Below are 17227 nucleotides of genomic sequence, written 5' to 3'. Positions count from 1 at the left end.
GGTAATTAATCCTCTCGGGCAAAAAGTGCCTCTATAAAATCATCTGCCTTAAATGGTCGCAGATCTTCAATTCCTTCACCGACACCAATATAACGGATAGGAATTTCAAACTGATCAGCAATGGCGAAAATCACCCCGCCTTTGGCAGTCCCATCCAGTTTTGTCAGTGAGATACCTGTCAGCCCAACAGCTTCATTGAACAATTTAGCCTGACTTATCGCATTCTGGCCGGTGCTGGCATCCAATGTCAGCATAATTTCATGTGGCGCATCTTCGTCCAGTTTTTTCATCACCCGGACAATCTTCTTCAACTCTTCCATTAGGTGAGATTTATTTTGCAAACGACCTGCGGTATCGGCAATCAGTACATCTACACCTTTAGCTTTAGCTGACTGAATAGCATCGAAAATCACGGAAGCGGGATCAGCGCCAGTATGCTGCGCCACCACCGAAATATGGTTGCGATCCCCCCATACCTGTAACTGTTCAACTGCGGCTGCACGGAAAGTATCCCCGGCCGCCAGCATGACAGATTTACCTTGTGCCTGAAACTGGCGAGCCAACTTACCAATTGTTGTCGTTTTACCAACACCATTAACACCAACCATTAGAATGACATACGGTGTTTTTCCTTCGATGTCCAGCGGCTTATCAACTTTAACCAGAATGCCAGACATCTCTTCTTTCAATTTGGCATACAATGCTTCCGCATCTTTCAGCTCTTTACGGCTGGCATGCTCCGTCAGGCTGCCAATGATTTTGCGGGTAGTATCAACACCAACATCAGCAATCAATAACTGCTCTTCCAATTCATCAAACAGATCATCGTCGATCTTTTTACCACTGAACAGGCTGAGAAAGCCGGAACCCAGATTCTGACGAGTTTTAACCAGACTGCGTTTCAAGCGAGTGAAAAAACCCTCTTTAGTAGGACGCTCTTGCTCTTTTGATACAGCTGGCTTTGATTGTTCAGTTTGTACCTGTTGTACAGCTAATCTTGCGGCTTCTTCAACAAGACGCTGTTGTTCTGCCCGTTCTGCGGCTAATCTTGCAGCCTCTTCAGCAAGACGCTGTTGTTCTGCCTGCTCTGCTGCCAATCTTGCGGCTTCTTCAACAAGACGTTGTTGTTCCGCCTGTTCCGCGGCTAATCTTGCAGCCTCTTCAGCAAGACGCTGTTGTTCTGCTTGCTCTGCCGCCAATCTTGCCGCTTCTTCAACAAGGCGTTTTTGTTCCGCCTGTTCCGCGGCTAATCTTGCAGCCTCTTCAGCAAGACGCTGTTGTTCTGCTTGCTCTGCCGCCAATCTTGCCGCTTCTTCAACAAGGCGTTTTTGTTCCGCCTGTTCCGCGGCTAATCTTGCAGCCTCTTCAGCAAGACGCTGCTGTTCTGCTTGCTCAGCTGCCAATCTTGCCGCTTCTTCAACAAGACGTTTTTGTTCTGCCTGTTCCGCGGCTAATCTTGCAGACTCTTCAACAAGATGTTGTTGCTCTACCTGTTCTGCCACCAATTGTTCTTCTTTTTGCTGTTCTTCCTGACGGCCACGCCCGAACCAGGAGAAAAAGCCTCTTTTTTTCTCTTTTGCCATTAGCCACTGCACTCCTCAAGGTTAAATCATGGCGTTATAACAATGAATAATCACGAAATTAGACGCAGTCTAACATTTTCGTAGTAGCGCAACACATATCAATCATGGATTTCATGGTAAATTAATGCCAGCAAGTCCTAACTCGTATTTCCTTATATCTGGCATTTTCAAAAATATGTCATCGGTTATGCAGCACTATCTGATGACTAATTATTAAGTTATGTAAATTATGGCAAAAAAACCACAACGGCAATCTATGGGACAAATCCGCATTATTGGTGGAAAATGGCGAGGCCGAAAATTACCTGTACCGGACAGCCCCGGGTTACGTCCAACCACCGATCGCGTCAGAGAAACTCTGTTTAACTGGCTAGCTCCGGTTATTCAGGAAGCACGTTGCCTGGATTGCTATGCAGGAAGCGGAGCGCTTGGATTAGAGGCACTTTCCCGTTATGCAGCACAGGCTACACTTATCGAATATGAACGTAATGTAGCAAAACAACTTTCCACGAATCTGGCTCTGCTCGGCGCTCAAAATGCCGAAGTCATTAACGACAGTGCGTTAAACTATTTATCTCCACCGGGAACACCCTATAATGTCGTTTTCCTTGATCCACCTTTCCGTAAAGGAATGCTTGCCGAAACAATAAAATTGTTGGAAGAACGGAATTGGCTGGCAGATGAAAGCTGGATTTATGTTGAGTCTGAATCTGAATCAGCGGCGACTGATGTGCCTGTTAACTGGCAACTTCATCGCGAAAAAATTGCCGGGCAAGCGGCATACCGGCTCTATATCCGCTACTTACCCGCATAATTATTATCTTGGAGCACACTCTGATGTTTATTCAACTGGGCAAACTGTTAATGATCTGTGTTTGGGGATTTTTGGTATTTAACTTAATCCACCCATTTCCCAAACCGTTGAAGTATTTTATGGATGTCGCCATGATTTTCATGGTGGTAATGCATGCATTTCAAATGCTGCTTCTGAAAACGGGTCAGCCCAAAGACCAAAAACTCTCTGGCCTGATGCAAACCAAAATTTTCTTTTTTGGTGTTTTTGAACTGCTGTCAATGCAGAAAAAACAGCTAAAAAAATAAACCAATTAGCGGGAAATGCTCACTTGTAGTCACAAGCAAACTGGAGAAAACGAAAATAAGCATAATAGATGCCACCATTCGTTTATAGCCACCCGCTTATCTTAATTCTGCGTTGGAAGAGATCCTTAGTGTGTTTATCTGAGCGATAATTTCAGGCTAAACACATAAAGATAAATAACCATTGAAGACAAAATAATGAGTGAATATGACATTATTTGCCATCCAAAAGTTTCCGTAAGATATGCAACCACTGGAAAAAGTATCAAAACGATTAAGCGTGCAAATGTCGATAATAAAGAGTCAAATGTTGACCTCAAACTGGCATCAAAATAGCCATGATAAATGGCTCTCAGCCCCATTGTTAGATATTGATTACTACCAAACATAAAAATTAAGGCTACAGGTATTAAGTATGGATAACTCTCCCCGCCTAACAGGCATATTCCTGTGGAAACAAACATCAAAAGTAAGCCAAACCAAATCAGTTTTATATTGTCACTGATTTTACTGATGATCCATCCTGCGACAGATTGAGCCATAAGAATAAAAACAAATAATATTCCATATGACAAAGAACCTTTAACTCCACCAGAAAACCCATAAAAAGCATAAGGTTGCCAATATTGGAGTAATATTTGAAAATACACTATATTTGAAACAACAGCGAAAAATACGAATAAGAAGTCTTTACTTCCTTTAATTAAAAGAGAATATATCTCCTTTATATCATTCATTAACCCTGATTTTTTCCCATTGACTAATTTAACCTTTGATTCAGGAAGAAAAAAGGAAAAAAACATCAATATAAAACTACCTGTTCCAGCAAGAATCCATATCCATCGTGAACCTACATCACCTATTGCGGCACCAATCATAGCGGCAATAGCCATAGACATATAATGATATTTACCGTTAATTCCCAGTATCCGATGAGTGTCTTTACCACCCTCTGATTTATATACATCAATCAAGTATGAATTATATGTTCCACCTATTATCGTCAAAGAAATTGCGTTAAAAAATTCGGCCAGATAAAAACCATATAAATTGGATGAAACCCCCGTTAAAACAAGCCAAGCTCCACCAAAGAAGACAGAAAGAGATATCGCATATTTCCGGCTGATCCTGTCAGCAAGATAAGACGTTGGTATATCCAATATAAAAAAAACGCTGGCCTGCATGGTCTTCATTAAACCAAGATCGACAAGAGATACGCCTTTGCTTAAAAGATAAATCGATGAAGTAGCGCCAATGAGCATCCTCAAAGAATTAAAAATAACAGAATATGTTATTATTATTTTGGTTGAAGACCACATATATTACACCTTTCATTTTTAGGTATTTCTTGTGTTTCTATTTTTATTTTACGAGAGTGAATTCCAATTCTTCTATGCACCTAAGTAATGATAATAGAGTACGTTTCTACTATACCTATCATCAGAGTTAAAATATGAAGAACTCATCAGTGAATTTTTCTCCCTAAAAAGAGAAAGGGAGAAATTTATATCATCCTCACTTACACCACTAACGTTATTCTTTATGTATTCATAGAGGTTATCACTATCCGTTTCTCTTTTTAAAAAAGAAGCGATTTTAACTAAAGATTCAAATCGCTTCTTCTGTGGTATGAGTACTTGATTAGAACCTACGCCAAAAACCCCACCAGATTCAAACCTTCCAGCTTGAATATATCTAGCAATCTTAACCATAAACACCCCTCTATTTACATGTTCAGTACTATGCCGTAGAAATAATCTTCCACGGCATAAGACATAATCATTATTGACGCAATTAGTTAGAAGCTATACTGATCATTTTTCCCCTCCCGAAATAAGAATGTTGATAAATTTCATTAACAAATTCACAACAATTTACTTATTTCACATAATAAAAAATAAATCAACAAAAATATTATCAAGGATATTAACTATAACTGTATTTACCTTTTCAACGTAAAAATACACTCACAAAAGAACTTTGCATCATGAAGCCAATATTGCAGATGAAAATCAGATTGCAGATGAAAATCAGAGTCAACACTCAGTCGCACAATTTACCAATTTATTTTCTCTATTATTTGTTTGACTCTGGAGTGGGCTCCAAAGTGTAGAGTTTAGTCATTATCGTTGAATTGACTCTGCTAAGGGGGGAGCCCATGCACTCAAACAAAAATAACACTCACCAACATAACCACCAGCATGGAAGCTGTTGTGGTTCTACTGCCTGCACAGATCAGGCAAAAACCGTTAGTGAGCATTCACATCACCATGAACATGATGAGTCTTATTCACATGAGCACAACCATTCCCATGATGTACAAGAGACACAAACGCCTGAGCTTTTGGCAAACCAGCGTTTTAGTTGGATTGTTAATGGCATGGATTGCCCAAGCTGTGCACGCAAAATTGAAACGGCAGTCAGTAAAATTCCAGAAGTGAAGCAAGCCAAGGTTCTATTTGCAACTGAAAAACTGGTCGTGGATGCCGATACAGATATACGTTCGGCAGTTATCCAAGCTGTTAATCAGGCTGGATTTAATCTACATAACCCAGATTCAAAACAGAAGGCGCCAAAAAGCAGTCGCTGGAAAGAATTTGCACCAATCATCATTCTTTCACTGATGATGCTGACAAGCTGGGGAATCTCCAGTGTCAATGCCCCACTTGGCCGCATTGCTTTTATTATCACCACCGTAATTGGATTGGTGCCTATTGCCAGCAAAGCGTGGCAGCTAATACGGTCAGGCACACCATTCGCTATTGAAACACTGATGAGCGTTGCAGCAATCGGTGCGCTATTTATTGATGCCACCGCCGAAGCGGCAATGGTTCTGCTGCTGTTTATGCTTGGTGAAATGCTGGAATCCTACGCCGCCGGCCGTGCACGTCGGGGAGTAAGTGCATTGATGGCATTGGTCCCGGAAGAAGCGCTGCTGGTAAGAAATGGTGAGAAGAAAACTGTCCCGGTCGCAGATCTACGCCCCGGAGATATTATTGAGGTTGCACCAGGTGGGCGTTTACCGACTGATGCTGAATTACTCAGTTCATTCGCCAGCTTTGATGAAAGTGCTCTGACAGGTGAATCCATTCCCGTTGAACGAATGCAGGGAGAAAAAGTCCCGGCGGGTTGTCTGTCTGTAGATCGTTCAGTACAGATGAAAGTGCTGTCCGAACAGGGTAACAATGCCATTGACCGCATCCTACAACTGATTGAAGAAGCAGAAGAACGCCGCGCACCGATTGAGCGCTTTATTGATCGTTTCAGCCAAATTTACACGCCGCTGATTATGCTATTCTCTGCGTTGGTTATTATAGTTCCACCCACTGTATTCAGCCAACCGTGGGAAACCTGGATTTACCGAGGCCTTACTTTACTACTGATTGGTTGCCCTTGTGCTCTGGTGATTTCCACACCAGCCGCAATCACCTCAGCACTTGCAGCCGCAACCCGCCGGGGTGCACTGATTAAAGGTGGTGCAGCACTGGAACAACTGGGCCGAATCACAACCATCGCCTTTGATAAGACAGGTACACTGACAGCCGGTAAACCACAAGTCACTGATGTGCAACCAGTAGAAAATATCAACGAATCTCAGCTATTAGCACTGGCCTCCGCAGTAGAAAGTGGCTCCCATCACCCGCTGGCCAAAGCTATCCTGCAACATACGGAAAGTAAAAACATTCATGTTACTGAAGCTGATCATCGTAAGGCGCTGGCAGGTATTGGTGTTGAAGGTCAATTAGACGGCAAACGCATTCTAGTCAGTGCGCCCGGAAAACTGCCAGAGAGCACTTTATCCGATCATTGGAAACAGAAAATTGCTCAATTGGAAGATCACGGTAAAACCGTTGTTACCGTGATGCATGATGGGCAATTTACCGGCCTTATCGCTATGCAAGATACATTGCGTCAGGATGCGATAGATGCCATTCATTTACTGAAAGATCAGGGTATAAAATCAGTGATGCTGACAGGTGATAACCCGCGTGCTGCGACCGCAATTGCGAGTCAGTTAGGAATAGATTTCCGCGCTGGATTAATGCCGGAAGATAAAGTCAAAGCGGTTATGAAGCTGAATAAAGATCACAGCACAATGATGGTCGGTGACGGCATTAATGACGCACCTGCAATGAAAGCTTCCAGTATCGGTGTGGCAATGGGAAGTGGTACTGATGTTGCGCTGGAAACCGCAGATGCAGCATTGACTCACAACCGTCTGACCGGTTTGTCAGAAATAATCGCTCTTTCCCGCGCCACTCACAATAATATCCGCCAGAACATTGCTATTGCGCTGGGGTTAAAAGGGATTTTCCTTGTCACCAGTCTGTTGGGTATTACTGGCCTGTGGATGGCAGTACTGGCGGATTCTGGTGCTACCGCCCTTGTGACTGCAAACGCTGTCAGGCTACTGAGAATTAAAACAAAATAATGCAATCTGTTTAGCTATACAGTGAGTGATTTCTGTAATATCAATAAGGATGTGGGTCTTATTCCAAAAGCCGACCCATATCCTGTACTAATAAAACCTATCCCTGCAAGAACGTATTTGTTTTGATGTTGTCTATAACGCCACACTTTGTTTGACATCCTCCCCTTCCTAAAGGAAGGCGATTCCTGCAACCAGACGGCGATGCCCCGCCGCGAGAATGTTCATTGCCGCATTTCTGTCGCGGTTGTGTGTTGCTCCGCACTCAACACATGTCCATTCTCTTATTCGCAAACCTGCTCTACCTTTCGGACTGCTGTCGGAGATAGCTCCGCAGCACGAACAGGTCTGGGTGGAGTAGCTTTCGTTTACAACATCAAACACCACTGACCGCGCAATCGCTTTATATTTCAGTTGTGTTTTGAGCATCGCCCAGCCCGCGTCTAACACGCTCTTTGCCATTCTGGTTTTGGCTAACTGGCTGCTGCTCACGTTGCCTACGAATATCGCCGCATGCGTGTTCACCAGTGCTGTTGTGTATTTCAGCTCGCGGTAGAACCGGCCTGCTGCCAGTGGTTCCCCTTCTGTTGGCATGGCGGTTTCTTTCAGGCCTAAAACGCCATCTGGCGCAGGAGCTTCACATGTTTGTCCTTAACCCGGACAGAGAGTGTTTTGGTCTGCATTATCATAATGTGTTATTATATACAAAAATTAATCATAAAATCAGTGTGGGCGGTGCTCCTCTTGAAGCTGTTAAGCAATATATTGAGCAGCAGAGCCGCCCTCATTGAGCGCCCTTGCAAGCGCTTCGCTCTGCCTCCCTACCTGGAAGGAAGGGGCTTCCCGCGAAAAGCATGGTGAATAATTCACACAATAGGAATCTCTTTTTACATCTATAGGCATGTTCAGAGTTGACTCTCTTTTTTCCGCACCAGATAGCGATAAGGTGTCTGTTCCGTTTCTTGCGCAACAAGCTGGTGTTCCATAAAACGGCAGAAACCGGGAATATCACGCGTGGTTGCCGGATCATCAGCAAGAATTAATAACATCTGCCCTGCCTCCATATGACGTACGGTTTTCCGTACCATCATCACAGGTTCAGGACAACGAAGTCCTTGTGTATCAAGAGTCTTATCTGGATTGGCAAAAACATCTGGCATAACTATCTCTGTAATTTCAGGCAATTTATGACGGTGGATTATATTATAAAAAAACTATCAAAAATTAACTTTACAGGCAGACATTTTGATTTTTCAGGCAACAGACGTATCATACGAAGCGCCGTCGGCTAACGCGGCAGCTATTTCATTGGGTTCCCTCACCCCATTATCCAAAAAGGTACAATATGCTTTTATTCACCACAACTACGCGACAGCGAACTACTGCTTTGATTTGGCTTTCGTTATTTCATATCCTGGTTATTATTTCCAGTAATTATCTGGTGCAATTACCTGTCTCTATTTTTGGTTTTCATACCACTTGGGGAGCTTTTACTTTCCCATTTATCTTTCTTGCAACAGATTTGACTGTTCGTATCTATGGCGCACCACTGGCAAGGCAAATCATCACTACTGTTATGATCCCTGCATTACTGATCTCTTATATTATTTCAGCTCTCTTCTTCCAGGGAACGTGGCAAAAGTTTACCGCGCTGTCTGAATTCAATCTATTTGTTGCCCGTATCGCTTGTGCCAGCTTTATGGCCTATTCACTTGGGCAAATACTGGATGTATACGTCTTTAACCGCCTGCGACAAAAACGTAACTGGTGGGTCGCTCCCGCTGCCGCTATGTTCTTTGGCAATCTGCTTGATACTTTGGTCTTCTTCTTTATCGCCTTCTACCGCAGTACCGATGCCTTCATGGCCGCTAACTGGGTCGAGATTGGGTTAGTGGATTACTGTTTTAAGCTATTAATATGCTTGCTCTTTTTCCTGCCAGCTTACGGCATTTCACTGAACCTGATTCTGAAGTGTTTTTTCGCTTACCCGGCTGGCAATGCTCATATCCAGATTCGCTGATTTTCATCTGCCCGGCAGATACCGGGCATAGATCAAAAAAATGCATATTTCCCGCGATAAAACGGGTATAACAACTTTATTTATCCATAATCAACCATTACTTTTTATCATACGGTGTTAGTCTGTTAAGTAATTAAGTACTTTTTTCATCCGAAGCCAATTTTCTGGTCTGTCACATTCTGCTCCCTGTTTGTCAGGAAGATCTATACGGCAAACAGACATTGAGTTTCCACAAAAGGAGTATTTTTATGCTGAAAGTTATTCAATCCCCAGCCAAATATATTCAGGGACCTGATGCCCTGTGTCATATTGGTAAATATACAAAAACCATCGCCGACCATGTTTTTGTTATTATCGGTAACTCTGCTATGAAATTAGTAGGAAATACTGTTCATAGCAGCCTGGAAGAATTTGATGTTACCAGCCATTTCGAAGTGTTTGGCGGTGAATGTAGCCGTAATGAAATTCAGCGCCTGTCTGACATGCTTAAAAAGCACGAATGCCAGGCTGTTATTGGTATCGGTGGCGGTAAAGTACAAGATACTGCAAAAGCAGTTGCTCACGAATCCAAATTACCTATTCTGATTGCACCAACTATCGCCTCTACTAACGCCCCAACCAGTGCTCTCTCTGTTGTTTATACCGATGACGGCGAATATGAGGATTATCTGTTTTTCCCAACCAACCCAGATATTGTACTGATTGATACCAGTATTATTGCTAAAGCCCCAACCCGCTTCCTGATTGCCGGAATTGGCGACGCACTGGCAACTTACTTCGAAGCACGCGTCTGTCATGCCGGCCATAAGCCTAGAACGACAGGTGGTGGAATATCCCGCATAGCGATGGCTCTTTGCCATCTCTGTTACGAAACTTTATTGGAAGAAGGTTATAAAGCAAAACTGGCTGTTGAGGTAGGAGTCAGTACACCCGCGGTGGAAAATGTTATCGAAGCCATTACTTATTTGAGTGGCCTGGGCTTTGAAAATACGGGTATCGCTGGCGCTCATTCCGTACACAACGGCCTTACCGTATTGGAAGAATGCCACCATATGTATCACGGTGAAAAAGTCGCCTTCGGGGTATTGGTTCAGCTAGTGCTGGAAAATAGCCCAAATGAAGAATTGGATACTTTACTTGATTTCTGCGTGCAGATCGGGCTACCGATTACGTTAGATCAACTTGGCGTGAAAGACGGTGAAAAACTGAAAGAAAAAGTGATGGCAGTGGCGGAAGCCAGTTGTGCTGAAGGCGAAACCATTCACAACATGCCTTTTGAAGTGACACCGGAAAAAGTGTATGCCGCTATTCTTACTGCTGACCGGATGGGGCGCGACTGGCTGTATTAAACCGGAAAAGAGCGGGGAAACTTCCCGCTCTTATTTTTTGTTCGGACAACCGGAGTTCAGAATGAAAAAGCTGATAAATAATGTCGAAACTGTTTTACAAGAGCAGCTCGTAGGGCTGAGCAGCAACTTCCTGAACACCCGGCGGCTCTCTGTTAGCTCACGAACTGATAGCCCCCACTGTCATCAGCCTGAATAAGCGGGTTATCAAAGCCATTGTGCTGGGTGAAGGAAGTGCTTTATCTCACAGTGCTATGCTGGCTAATGCAATGGTAATCCCAATGATTGTCGGAGTGGGTGAAGCATTGGCAGAAGTCGGTGAAGGGCAAATCGTTTACGTTAATGCCGCTCGTGGCGAGGTGAAAATAAATTGACCGGTTTTTTGGACTACAACAAAATGCACTGACCAAAGCCAGTGCGTCAAGATAGACAAATTCGTCGGCGTTATTCAGGCCAAAAATTCTCATCCATTATTTGCTCAAACGTCCAAGGACAAGTTTCAGGGAATACACTGCGTCTAATATTAGTCTCCCTCTCTGCGGCAATAATAGCATCACCATAAGCATCAGAGAAAATTTCGCTGAGTTCTGACTTTAAGCTAGGATTTTTTTTAAGGCGGCGAGCTATTTTCCTTCGCTGCTCTTCAATCGTCAGTTTCCAGCTTCGACCTTGCCGTTCGGATTGGAATTGCCATTTTAGAAGGTGAAGAAACAGCACCTCAAGACGAGATTCCAGCTCGTTTCTTTGGCTATTTCCCATACTTTCTATTTCCTCCGAAAGGTTTTTCATGTCCAATTGGCTCAAGTTGCCGGAACGAAGCAAACTTGCCTGCTCCTGCGTCCAGCCATAAAAGTCACGGTCATAACGTGTTGTCATGGTTCCTCCATTGGCATATCAGATATACAATTGCATAACTGATTAGTCTGTCAAATTACAGCCACATCGTCAAAGCCGTATATCATCGTTAAAATCGATTACTAATAATGCTCTTATCCTAAATAGAATATGTGCAAAAACTGGTTTTTTGTTTAATAAGGAATAAAAACGAACTAAAAACGCTCACCAATAATTAAGTAAAGCTCGTTATTGTGACAGTAGTCACAATTTCATTGGTAAAGTACGTTTTAAAAAGTTAACAAATCACTCAAAATTATCGCCAGGGCAAAACGATTTTAACAACTGAGTCTTGTCTCACAGATAGGTTGGGTTATTTCGACTATCATAATTTTCGTTATGGAAAATAATCACTTATAAAACCTCTCACTTTTCCATCCGGTGGCATTAGTCAACCGGTGAGCTGTTTACATAACCAAAAAAGCCATCGGAGGCAAAATATGTTAAGTATTTTCAAGCCGGCGCTTCATAAGCCCCGGTTGCCAGCAAAACAGATAGATCCACTCTATCTCCGCCTACGCTGGCAAATTTTTATGGGGATTTTCCTTGGTTATGCCGCTTACTATTTGGTGAGAAAGAACTTTGCACTCGCAATGCCTTATCTGGTTGAACAAGGTTTTTCCAAGGGTGAGCTCGGTCTCGCGCTATCAGGGATCTCTATCGCATATGGCTTCTCCAAATTCATCATGGGCTCCATATCCGACCGTTCTAACCCGCGGGTCTTTTTGCCTGCTGGTCTGATTCTCGCGGCGGCTGTCATGCTGTTTATGGGCTTCGTACCCTGGGCGACTTCCAGTATCACTGTTATGTTTGTGCTGCTGTTCATGTGTGGTTGGTTCCAGGGTATGGGTTGGCCTCCCTGCGGCCGTACTATGGTGCATTGGTGGTCACAGAAAGAACGTGGCGGGATCGTCTCTATCTGGAACTGTGCGCATAATGTCGGTGGTGGTTTACCTCCGCTGCTGTTCCTGCTAGGCATGGCGTGGTTTAATGACTGGAAAGCCGCACTTTATATGCCAGCTTTCGCTGCAATTCTCGTTGCACTGATCGCTTTTGCTTTAATGCGTGACACACCACAATCCTGTGGCTTGCCATCAATTGAAGAGTATAAAAACGACTACCCATCTGATTACACAGAGAAAAATGAAGAAGAATTAACAGCTAAGCAGATCTTCATGCAGTATGTATTACCGAACAAACTATTGTGGATGGTCGCTATAGCTAACGTGTTCGTTTATCTGCTACGTTACGGTATTCTTGATTGGTCACCAACCTATCTACGTGAGGCCAAGCATTTCGCACTGGATAAATCTTCATGGGCTTACTTCCTGTACGAATATGCTGGTATCCCAGGTACACTACTGTGTGGCTGGATGTCAGACAAAGTATTTAAAGGTAACCGTGGTGCAACAGGCGTATTCTTTATGACACTAGTCACCATCGCAACTGTCGTATTCTGGCTGAACCCAGCCGGTAATCCAACTGTAGACATGGCTTGTATGTTGATTATCGGCTTCCTTATCTACGGCCCAGTTATGCTGACGGGCTTACACGCCCTTGAGCTGGCACCGAAAAAAGCGGCCGGTACAGCCGCCGGTTTCACCGGCTTATTCGGTTACTTAGGTGGCTCCGTTGCGGCAAGTGCTATCGTCGGCTACACCGTTGAATTCTTCGGCTGGGACAGCGGTTTTATAGTGATGATTGGCGGTAGTATCCTGGCCGTTATTCTATTACTGATTGTCATGATCACAGAAAACAAACATAAACAAGAATTAGCTCGTCAGTATGATTAATCATTGTCACTAAACTGTGATATATCACTGATAATATAATAAGCCACGACATTACTTATATTTATGCCGTGGCTTTTTTAATTTTTAAACTAAGCTAAGAGGTTACCAGTAAGCCTTTTTAACATAATAAGACAAGCAGCTTAGTAAAATTGATTTTTATCTCATTGCTAAAACGGAGAAAAAACACATATGCAAACTCCAATAAAAACAATAGCCACTGGCATGATTTTAGCATCATCTCTATCAGGCATAGCGCAAGCGGCAGATAAGATTATTATCGCTCATCGCGGTACAAGCGGATACTTGCCTGAACACACCCTTCCTGCTAAAGCTATGGCTTATGCCGAGGGTTCCGATTATCTGGAACAAGACTTAGTTATGACTAAAGATAACGAGCTGGTGGTATTACATGATCATTACCTTGATCGTGTGACTGACGTTGCAAATAAGTTTCCCGATCGAGCCCGTCAGGACGGACGCTATTATGCTATTGATTTTACCCTGCCTGAAATTAAATCACTGAAATTCACGGAAGGTTTTGATATCAAAAATAACCGGCAGGTACAAAGATACGCCAACCGTTTCCCGATGTGGAAATCTGATTTCCGGATCCACACTTTTCAGGAAGAAATTGAGTTTGTTCAAGGGTTGAATAAATCAACGGGTAAAAATATCGGCATCTATCCTGAAATCAAAGCACCGTGGTTCCATCAGCAAGAGGGCAAAGATATTTCCACTCAAGTGCTGAAGGTATTGAAAGAATATGGTTACACCAAGAAAAGCGATAAAGTTTATCTGCAATGTTTTGATGTCAACGAACTCAAACGCATTAAAAACAAGCTTGAACCTAAGCTGGGCATGGATCTGAAACTGGTTCAACTTATCGCCTATACCGACTGGAATGAAACCTATGAACAAAAACCAAACGGCGAATGGGTAAATTACAGCTACGATTGGATGTTCAAACCAGGTGCAATGAAAAAAGTGGCGCAGTATGCCGATGGCATTAGCCCTGATTACCATATGATTGTGTCGGAAGATTCCACACCAACCAATATTAAGTTAACCAGTATGGTGAAAGATGCTCACGCTAACAATATGAAAGTCCATCCATACACCATTCAGGTTGATGCACTGCCTAAATATGCCACCAACAGCGATCAGCTTTTCGATATTCTTTATAACCAGGCGGGTGTAGACGGCGTATTTACCGATTTTCCTGATTTGGGTGTGAAATTCCTACAAAAACAGCATCAACATAAGTGAGATAGATGCAAGCAGGGCGTCTTAATCAACGCCCTGTTGTTTTATGCCTTATTTACCGAAAAAGCAATGACATCACTGAGTCTTTCTGCGCCTAAAGCCAGCATCACCAAACGATCAATACCAAGTGCCACACCTGCACATTCAGGTATCCCCTGCTTCAGGGCGCCAATCAAGTTTTCATCAATCGGCCGGACAGGTAAACCCAGTTCCGCACGTTTACGGTTATCCTGTTCAAAACGCTGACGTTGTTCATCACCATCAGTGAGTTCACGGAAACCATTTGCCAGTTCAACACCTTTGAAATAGACTTCAAAACGCTCCGCAACCCGATGATCTTCTTTACTGATTTCTGCCAGAGAAGCCTGAGAAGCGGGAAAATGGTAGATAAAAGTTGGCCTTTCAGTACCAATATGCGGTTCAACACCGACGGCAAACAAAAGTTGCAACAAAATATCCCGATCTTCCTCTGTATCAGCAATATTGCTCAGATCCAGTTTAGCGGCTACTTCACGCAATTTTTCTTTCTCTGCGGACAACGGGTCAATATCCAGATAACGCAGAAAAGCCTGCTGATAAGAGAGTGACTCTGCACTTTCACAGTCCAAAATCTGCTGAAGTAAGTCGTCAACCTCATTTATCAAACGATACATATCATAGTGAGGCCGATACCATTCCAGCATGGTAAATTCAGGATTATGATAACGACCCGCTTCTTCGTTACGGAAGCAGCGGCTGATCTGATAAATAGGGCCACTTCCTGCTGCCAGCAGGCGTTTCATGTGAAATTCCGCACTTGTCATCAGATATAGAGTCATGCCATCTGCGACGCCTGGACCAACAAACTCTGTCTGAAAAGAAAACAATTGAATATCAGTCACTGTAGACTTGCCCATCGCAGGCGTTTCAACTTCCAGTACCCCGCGTTCTGCGAAAAAGCGCCGTATTTCTGCTAAAATAGCCGCCCGTTTCAACAAGTTGGCGATAGGTGCACTTGGCTGCCAGTTTGCTGTTTCGCTCATGTAAATGACTCCAAAATAAAACAAAACATGCAGTCTACCTGCATCACACATATCAGACAAACTATTACCGTCTGATCATCCCAGAACAACTTAGCTTGTCCTACCTCAAGACTACAGTAAACTTGCTACAACCGGATATATCATTATTAGCTATCTGCCGAAATATTACCGTCAAATATACCCGCTTAACTTGAAGATGCAGTATTCATAACCTGGAAGTTGTCATTAATACGGCACGACAGGTTCCCGGCCAGTTCCGGTAATATTTCCGTAAAAAAGCGATGTATTGCCTGCTTGAACAAGGTCGTCGAGGCGAAATAATGGTTATTCCTGACTTGTTCATTCATCACCTTCCACAGCCTTTCTATCGGGTTCAGATTCGGGCTGTACGGTGGCAGGTAATGAAGCTCAATATTCATCACATAAGCCCAGTCTTTCACCAGCCTGCTTCGGTGGTAACCAGCTCCGTCAAGGATAATATGAACCTTCTGACTGACCGGATAGGTTTCACGCAGAGCAATGAAAAACTCTGCGATGTGATAACTGTCGATACGGTCATACTCGCGTACTACCGTTTTACTAATATCAGCCAGATTAAGGGCCCCCATCAGGTTCAGACGGGTACGGCTTCCCGTGGTTTTCACCGCGGTTTTCTGGCCTTTTCGCATCCAGCCATAAGCCAGTTTCGTCCCCTGCGTGGGATGGACGCCATCAATGAACAGGATGGGCTCATGGTCTCCGGCTTCCTGCTTGAGTTTCCCGTAGGTTTCTATAAAGGCCCGCTGCTGTTCCGCGTTGAACTTGTGTGGCACGCCGGTCGGCTTTTTATAACTGAATCCCTGGTGGTGCAGCCATTTATTCATGCCGGGAACGGTGTAACGGATATCCCACGCTTCTTTGACAAGGCGGATAACCGCCTGTGTGGTGGGCAGAAGATTTGCGGTCAGATAGGCGATAAGTTCCTGAGTCTGTGTTTCGCTGAGATGGCTCTGAGAGCCGCCATTTTCGGGCTTGATTTTACGGTGATTAAGGTAATCGCTGATATGACGATGAACGGTCGTTTCATGAAGACGCAGGGCCTGAGCGATCATGACAGAACTCCAGCCCTCAGAGGCCAGGAGGACCGCTTTGATGCGATCACACTCTCACTTATCACGGCAGGTGTGATGGAGATGTTCAAGTTCGGCTTTTTGTTCATCGGTAATGAATATTTTCATGACAGATACCATGAACCTCATTTGGGCGAAAATCAAGCAGTTTCAATGATTACGGGTATAAATACTAAAGTTATGGTCGATTTTACTTAATCACGACAAAACTAATGCTAACCAAAATCACTATTTACTCGAACAATGTTATCAATTTAAATTGGCAAAAAACGTCTATATCGGTCTTATCCGGCTTAATATAATTAAGACCACTTATATTAATCCGGCTCAGATATTTTCCATTATCTGCCTGCAATGCGATAGTGTGATCTGGTAGTGCCATCATATCCTCCTGTTTAAATATATTTAATTTCTTAAATTAATTATTTATAGAATATTATTTAAATACCATCTCTATTCTCTATGGCTGAAAAAATGCCCTTGTTGAATATATACTATTATCACTAAACAATGAAACATATTTTATCTTTATTCTGGATAATATAACCAATTATAATTTAATTCTCATTTACATTTATTCAATAACCATAGGTTATTATCATGTTTAAATTAAAAAACAATTAGACTTTTTTATTATGTAATAAATAGCCAATCAAGTGCCACAATATAA

17 protein-coding genes and 1 pseudogene are annotated in these 17227 nt (G+C 43.2%); 10 read left to right on the top strand and 8 right to left on the bottom strand.

Annotation, left to right across the window (positions count from 1 at the left end; translation table 11 throughout):
• Window positions 1-5: 5 nt before the first annotated feature.
• Window positions 6-1583 (bottom strand): signal recognition particle-docking protein FtsY, encoded by a 1578-nt coding sequence (ftsY, locus tag VY86_RS12940; RefSeq protein WP_046975243.1) that lies wholly within the window; start codon window positions 1581-1583, stop codon window positions 6-8.
• Window positions 1584-1812: 229 nt separating this feature from the next.
• On the opposite strand from ftsY, the gene rsmD reads away from it, so the two are divergent.
• A complete protein-coding gene (rsmD, locus tag VY86_RS12935; protein ID WP_046975242.1) occupies window positions 1813-2397 on the top strand; it encodes a 16S rRNA (guanine(966)-N(2))-methyltransferase in 585 nt (194 codons plus the stop codon).
• A 23-nt stretch (window positions 2398-2420) separates the two neighbouring features.
• Window positions 2421-2684 carry a DUF1145 family protein gene (locus tag VY86_RS12930; protein WP_046975241.1) on the top strand — a complete coding sequence of 88 codons (264 nt, stop codon included), beginning with the start codon at window positions 2421-2423 and terminating at the stop codon, window positions 2682-2684.
• 134 nt (window positions 2685-2818) lie between these two features.
• Here VY86_RS12930 and VY86_RS12925 read toward each other — a convergent pair whose 3' ends face one another.
• Window positions 2819-4000: an MFS transporter gene (locus tag VY86_RS12925; protein WP_046975240.1), complete on the bottom strand. Its 1182-nt coding sequence runs from the start codon at window positions 3998-4000 to the stop codon at window positions 2819-2821.
• 72 nt (window positions 4001-4072) lie between these two features.
• Entirely contained in the window at window positions 4073-4393 is a 321-nt protein-coding gene (locus VY86_RS12920; RefSeq protein ID WP_046975239.1) for a hypothetical protein, read from the bottom strand.
• 446 nt (window positions 4394-4839) lie between these two features.
• Between VY86_RS12920 and VY86_RS12915 the strand changes: the two genes are divergently transcribed.
• Complete coding sequence (locus VY86_RS12915) at window positions 4840-7113, top strand: zinc/cadmium/mercury/lead-transporting ATPase (protein WP_046975238.1); 2274 nt, start codon at window positions 4840-4842, stop codon at window positions 7111-7113.
• 168 nt (window positions 7114-7281) lie between these two features.
• Here the strand turns inward: VY86_RS12915 and VY86_RS12910 are convergent, their stop codons facing one another.
• A complete protein-coding gene (locus VY86_RS12910) occupies window positions 7282-7704 on the bottom strand; it encodes an RNA-guided endonuclease InsQ/TnpB family protein (RefSeq protein WP_052760837.1) in 423 nt (140 codons plus the stop codon).
• 47 nt (window positions 7705-7751) lie between these two features.
• Here VY86_RS12910 and VY86_RS24805 point away from each other — a divergent pair, with 47 nt between their 5' ends.
• A complete protein-coding gene (locus VY86_RS24805; protein WP_158019956.1) occupies window positions 7752-7901 on the top strand; it encodes a hypothetical protein in 150 nt (49 codons plus the stop codon).
• Between the two features lie 114 nt (window positions 7902-8015).
• Here VY86_RS24805 and tusA read toward each other — a convergent pair whose 3' ends face one another.
• Window positions 8016-8270, bottom strand: a complete 255-nt coding sequence (tusA, locus tag VY86_RS12905) for a sulfurtransferase TusA (RefSeq protein ID WP_021324325.1) — start codon at window positions 8268-8270, stop codon at window positions 8016-8018.
• Window positions 8271-8455: 185 nt separating this feature from the next.
• On the opposite strand from tusA, the gene VY86_RS12900 reads away from it, so the two are divergent.
• From VY86_RS12900 to VY86_RS23490, 4 genes are all read left to right on the top strand, one after another.
• Window positions 8456-9130, top strand: a complete 675-nt coding sequence (locus VY86_RS12900; protein WP_046975237.1) for a 7-cyano-7-deazaguanine/7-aminomethyl-7-deazaguanine transporter — start codon at window positions 8456-8458, stop codon at window positions 9128-9130.
• Window positions 9131-9378: 248 nt separating this feature from the next.
• Window positions 9379-10479, top strand: coding sequence for a glycerol dehydrogenase (locus VY86_RS12895; RefSeq protein WP_046975236.1), 1101 nt, complete (start codon window positions 9379-9381; stop codon window positions 10477-10479).
• Complete coding sequence (locus VY86_RS24800) at window positions 10430-10675, top strand: hypothetical protein (RefSeq protein ID WP_158019955.1); 246 nt, start codon at window positions 10430-10432, stop codon at window positions 10673-10675. The genes VY86_RS12895 and VY86_RS24800 overlap by 50 nt, the downstream gene beginning before the upstream one ends.
• Entirely contained in the window at window positions 10629-10850 is a 222-nt protein-coding gene (locus VY86_RS23490; protein ID WP_082111234.1) for a PEP-utilizing enzyme, read from the top strand. Before VY86_RS24800 ends, VY86_RS23490 begins: the two co-directional genes overlap by 47 nt.
• A gap of 70 nt (window positions 10851-10920) precedes the next feature.
• On the opposite strand, the gene VY86_RS12890 is transcribed toward VY86_RS23490, so the two are convergent.
• Window positions 10921-11352 carry a DUF29 domain-containing protein gene (locus tag VY86_RS12890; RefSeq protein ID WP_046975235.1) on the bottom strand — a complete coding sequence of 144 codons (432 nt, stop codon included), beginning with the start codon at window positions 11350-11352 and terminating at the stop codon, window positions 10921-10923.
• A gap of 458 nt (window positions 11353-11810) precedes the next feature.
• On the opposite strand from VY86_RS12890, the gene glpT reads away from it, so the two are divergent.
• The gene (gene glpT / locus VY86_RS12885; RefSeq protein WP_046975234.1) at window positions 11811-13163 is read left to right on the top strand and encodes a glycerol-3-phosphate transporter; all 1353 of its coding nucleotides are present in this window, start codon (window positions 11811-11813) and stop codon (window positions 13161-13163) included.
• 189 nt (window positions 13164-13352) lie between these two features.
• Window positions 13353-14429, top strand: a complete 1077-nt coding sequence (glpQ, locus tag VY86_RS12880; RefSeq protein WP_046975233.1) for a glycerophosphodiester phosphodiesterase — start codon at window positions 13353-13355, stop codon at window positions 14427-14429.
• Between the two features lie 41 nt (window positions 14430-14470).
• Here glpQ and epmA read toward each other — a convergent pair whose 3' ends face one another.
• Window positions 14471-15448, bottom strand: a complete 978-nt coding sequence (gene epmA, locus VY86_RS12875) for an elongation factor P--(R)-beta-lysine ligase (protein ID WP_046975232.1) — start codon at window positions 15446-15448, stop codon at window positions 14471-14473.
• Between the two features lie 185 nt (window positions 15449-15633).
• A pseudogene (locus tag VY86_RS12870) lies at window positions 15634-16665 on the bottom strand (IS630 family transposase).
• Between the last annotated feature and the right edge of the window lie 562 nt (window positions 16666-17227).

It is taken from the genome of Photorhabdus thracensis (assembly GCF_001010285.1).
Classification (GTDB): domain Bacteria; phylum Pseudomonadota; class Gammaproteobacteria; order Enterobacterales; family Enterobacteriaceae; genus Photorhabdus; species Photorhabdus temperata.
The sequence above is the reverse complement of the archived record's forward strand: the minus strand, read 5'-3'. Positions and strand labels throughout refer to the sequence as shown.

What these genes read in the sequence shown, in the direction of transcription:
- VY86_RS12910 (WP_052760837.1), bottom strand. Translation starts at nt 7,704, where the DNA reads ATGCCAACAGAAGGGGAACCACTGGCAGCAGGCCGGTTCTACCGCGAG.
- VY86_RS12915 (WP_046975238.1), top strand. Translation starts at nt 4,840, where the DNA reads ATGCACTCAAACAAAAATAACACTCACCAACATAACCACCAGCATGGA.
- VY86_RS12895 (WP_046975236.1), top strand. Translation starts at nt 9,379, where the DNA reads ATGCTGAAAGTTATTCAATCCCCAGCCAAATATATTCAGGGACCTGAT.
- VY86_RS12925 (WP_046975240.1), bottom strand. Translation starts at nt 4,000, where the DNA reads ATGTGGTCTTCAACCAAAATAATAATAACATATTCTGTTATTTTTAAT.
- VY86_RS12920 (WP_046975239.1), bottom strand. Translation starts at nt 4,393, where the DNA reads ATGGTTAAGATTGCTAGATATATTCAAGCTGGAAGGTTTGAATCTGGT.
- VY86_RS12900 (WP_046975237.1), top strand. Translation starts at nt 8,456, where the DNA reads ATGCTTTTATTCACCACAACTACGCGACAGCGAACTACTGCTTTGATT.
- rsmD (WP_046975242.1), top strand. Translation starts at nt 1,813, where the DNA reads ATGGCAAAAAAACCACAACGGCAATCTATGGGACAAATCCGCATTATT.
- epmA (WP_046975232.1), bottom strand. Translation starts at nt 15,448, where the DNA reads ATGAGCGAAACAGCAAACTGGCAGCCAAGTGCACCTATCGCCAACTTG.
- glpT (WP_046975234.1), top strand. Translation starts at nt 11,811, where the DNA reads ATGTTAAGTATTTTCAAGCCGGCGCTTCATAAGCCCCGGTTGCCAGCA.
- VY86_RS12930 (WP_046975241.1), top strand. Translation starts at nt 2,421, where the DNA reads ATGTTTATTCAACTGGGCAAACTGTTAATGATCTGTGTTTGGGGATTT.
- VY86_RS24805 (WP_158019956.1), top strand. Translation starts at nt 7,752, where the DNA reads ATGTTTGTCCTTAACCCGGACAGAGAGTGTTTTGGTCTGCATTATCAT.
- VY86_RS24800 (WP_158019955.1), top strand. Translation starts at nt 10,430, where the DNA reads ATGCCGCTATTCTTACTGCTGACCGGATGGGGCGCGACTGGCTGTATT.
- glpQ (WP_046975233.1), top strand. Translation starts at nt 13,353, where the DNA reads ATGCAAACTCCAATAAAAACAATAGCCACTGGCATGATTTTAGCATCA.
- VY86_RS12890 (WP_046975235.1), bottom strand. Translation starts at nt 11,352, where the DNA reads ATGACAACACGTTATGACCGTGACTTTTATGGCTGGACGCAGGAGCAG.
- tusA (WP_021324325.1), bottom strand. Translation starts at nt 8,270, where the DNA reads ATGCCAGATGTTTTTGCCAATCCAGATAAGACTCTTGATACACAAGGA.
- ftsY (WP_046975243.1), bottom strand. Translation starts at nt 1,583, where the DNA reads ATGGCAAAAGAGAAAAAAAGAGGCTTTTTCTCCTGGTTCGGGCGTGGC.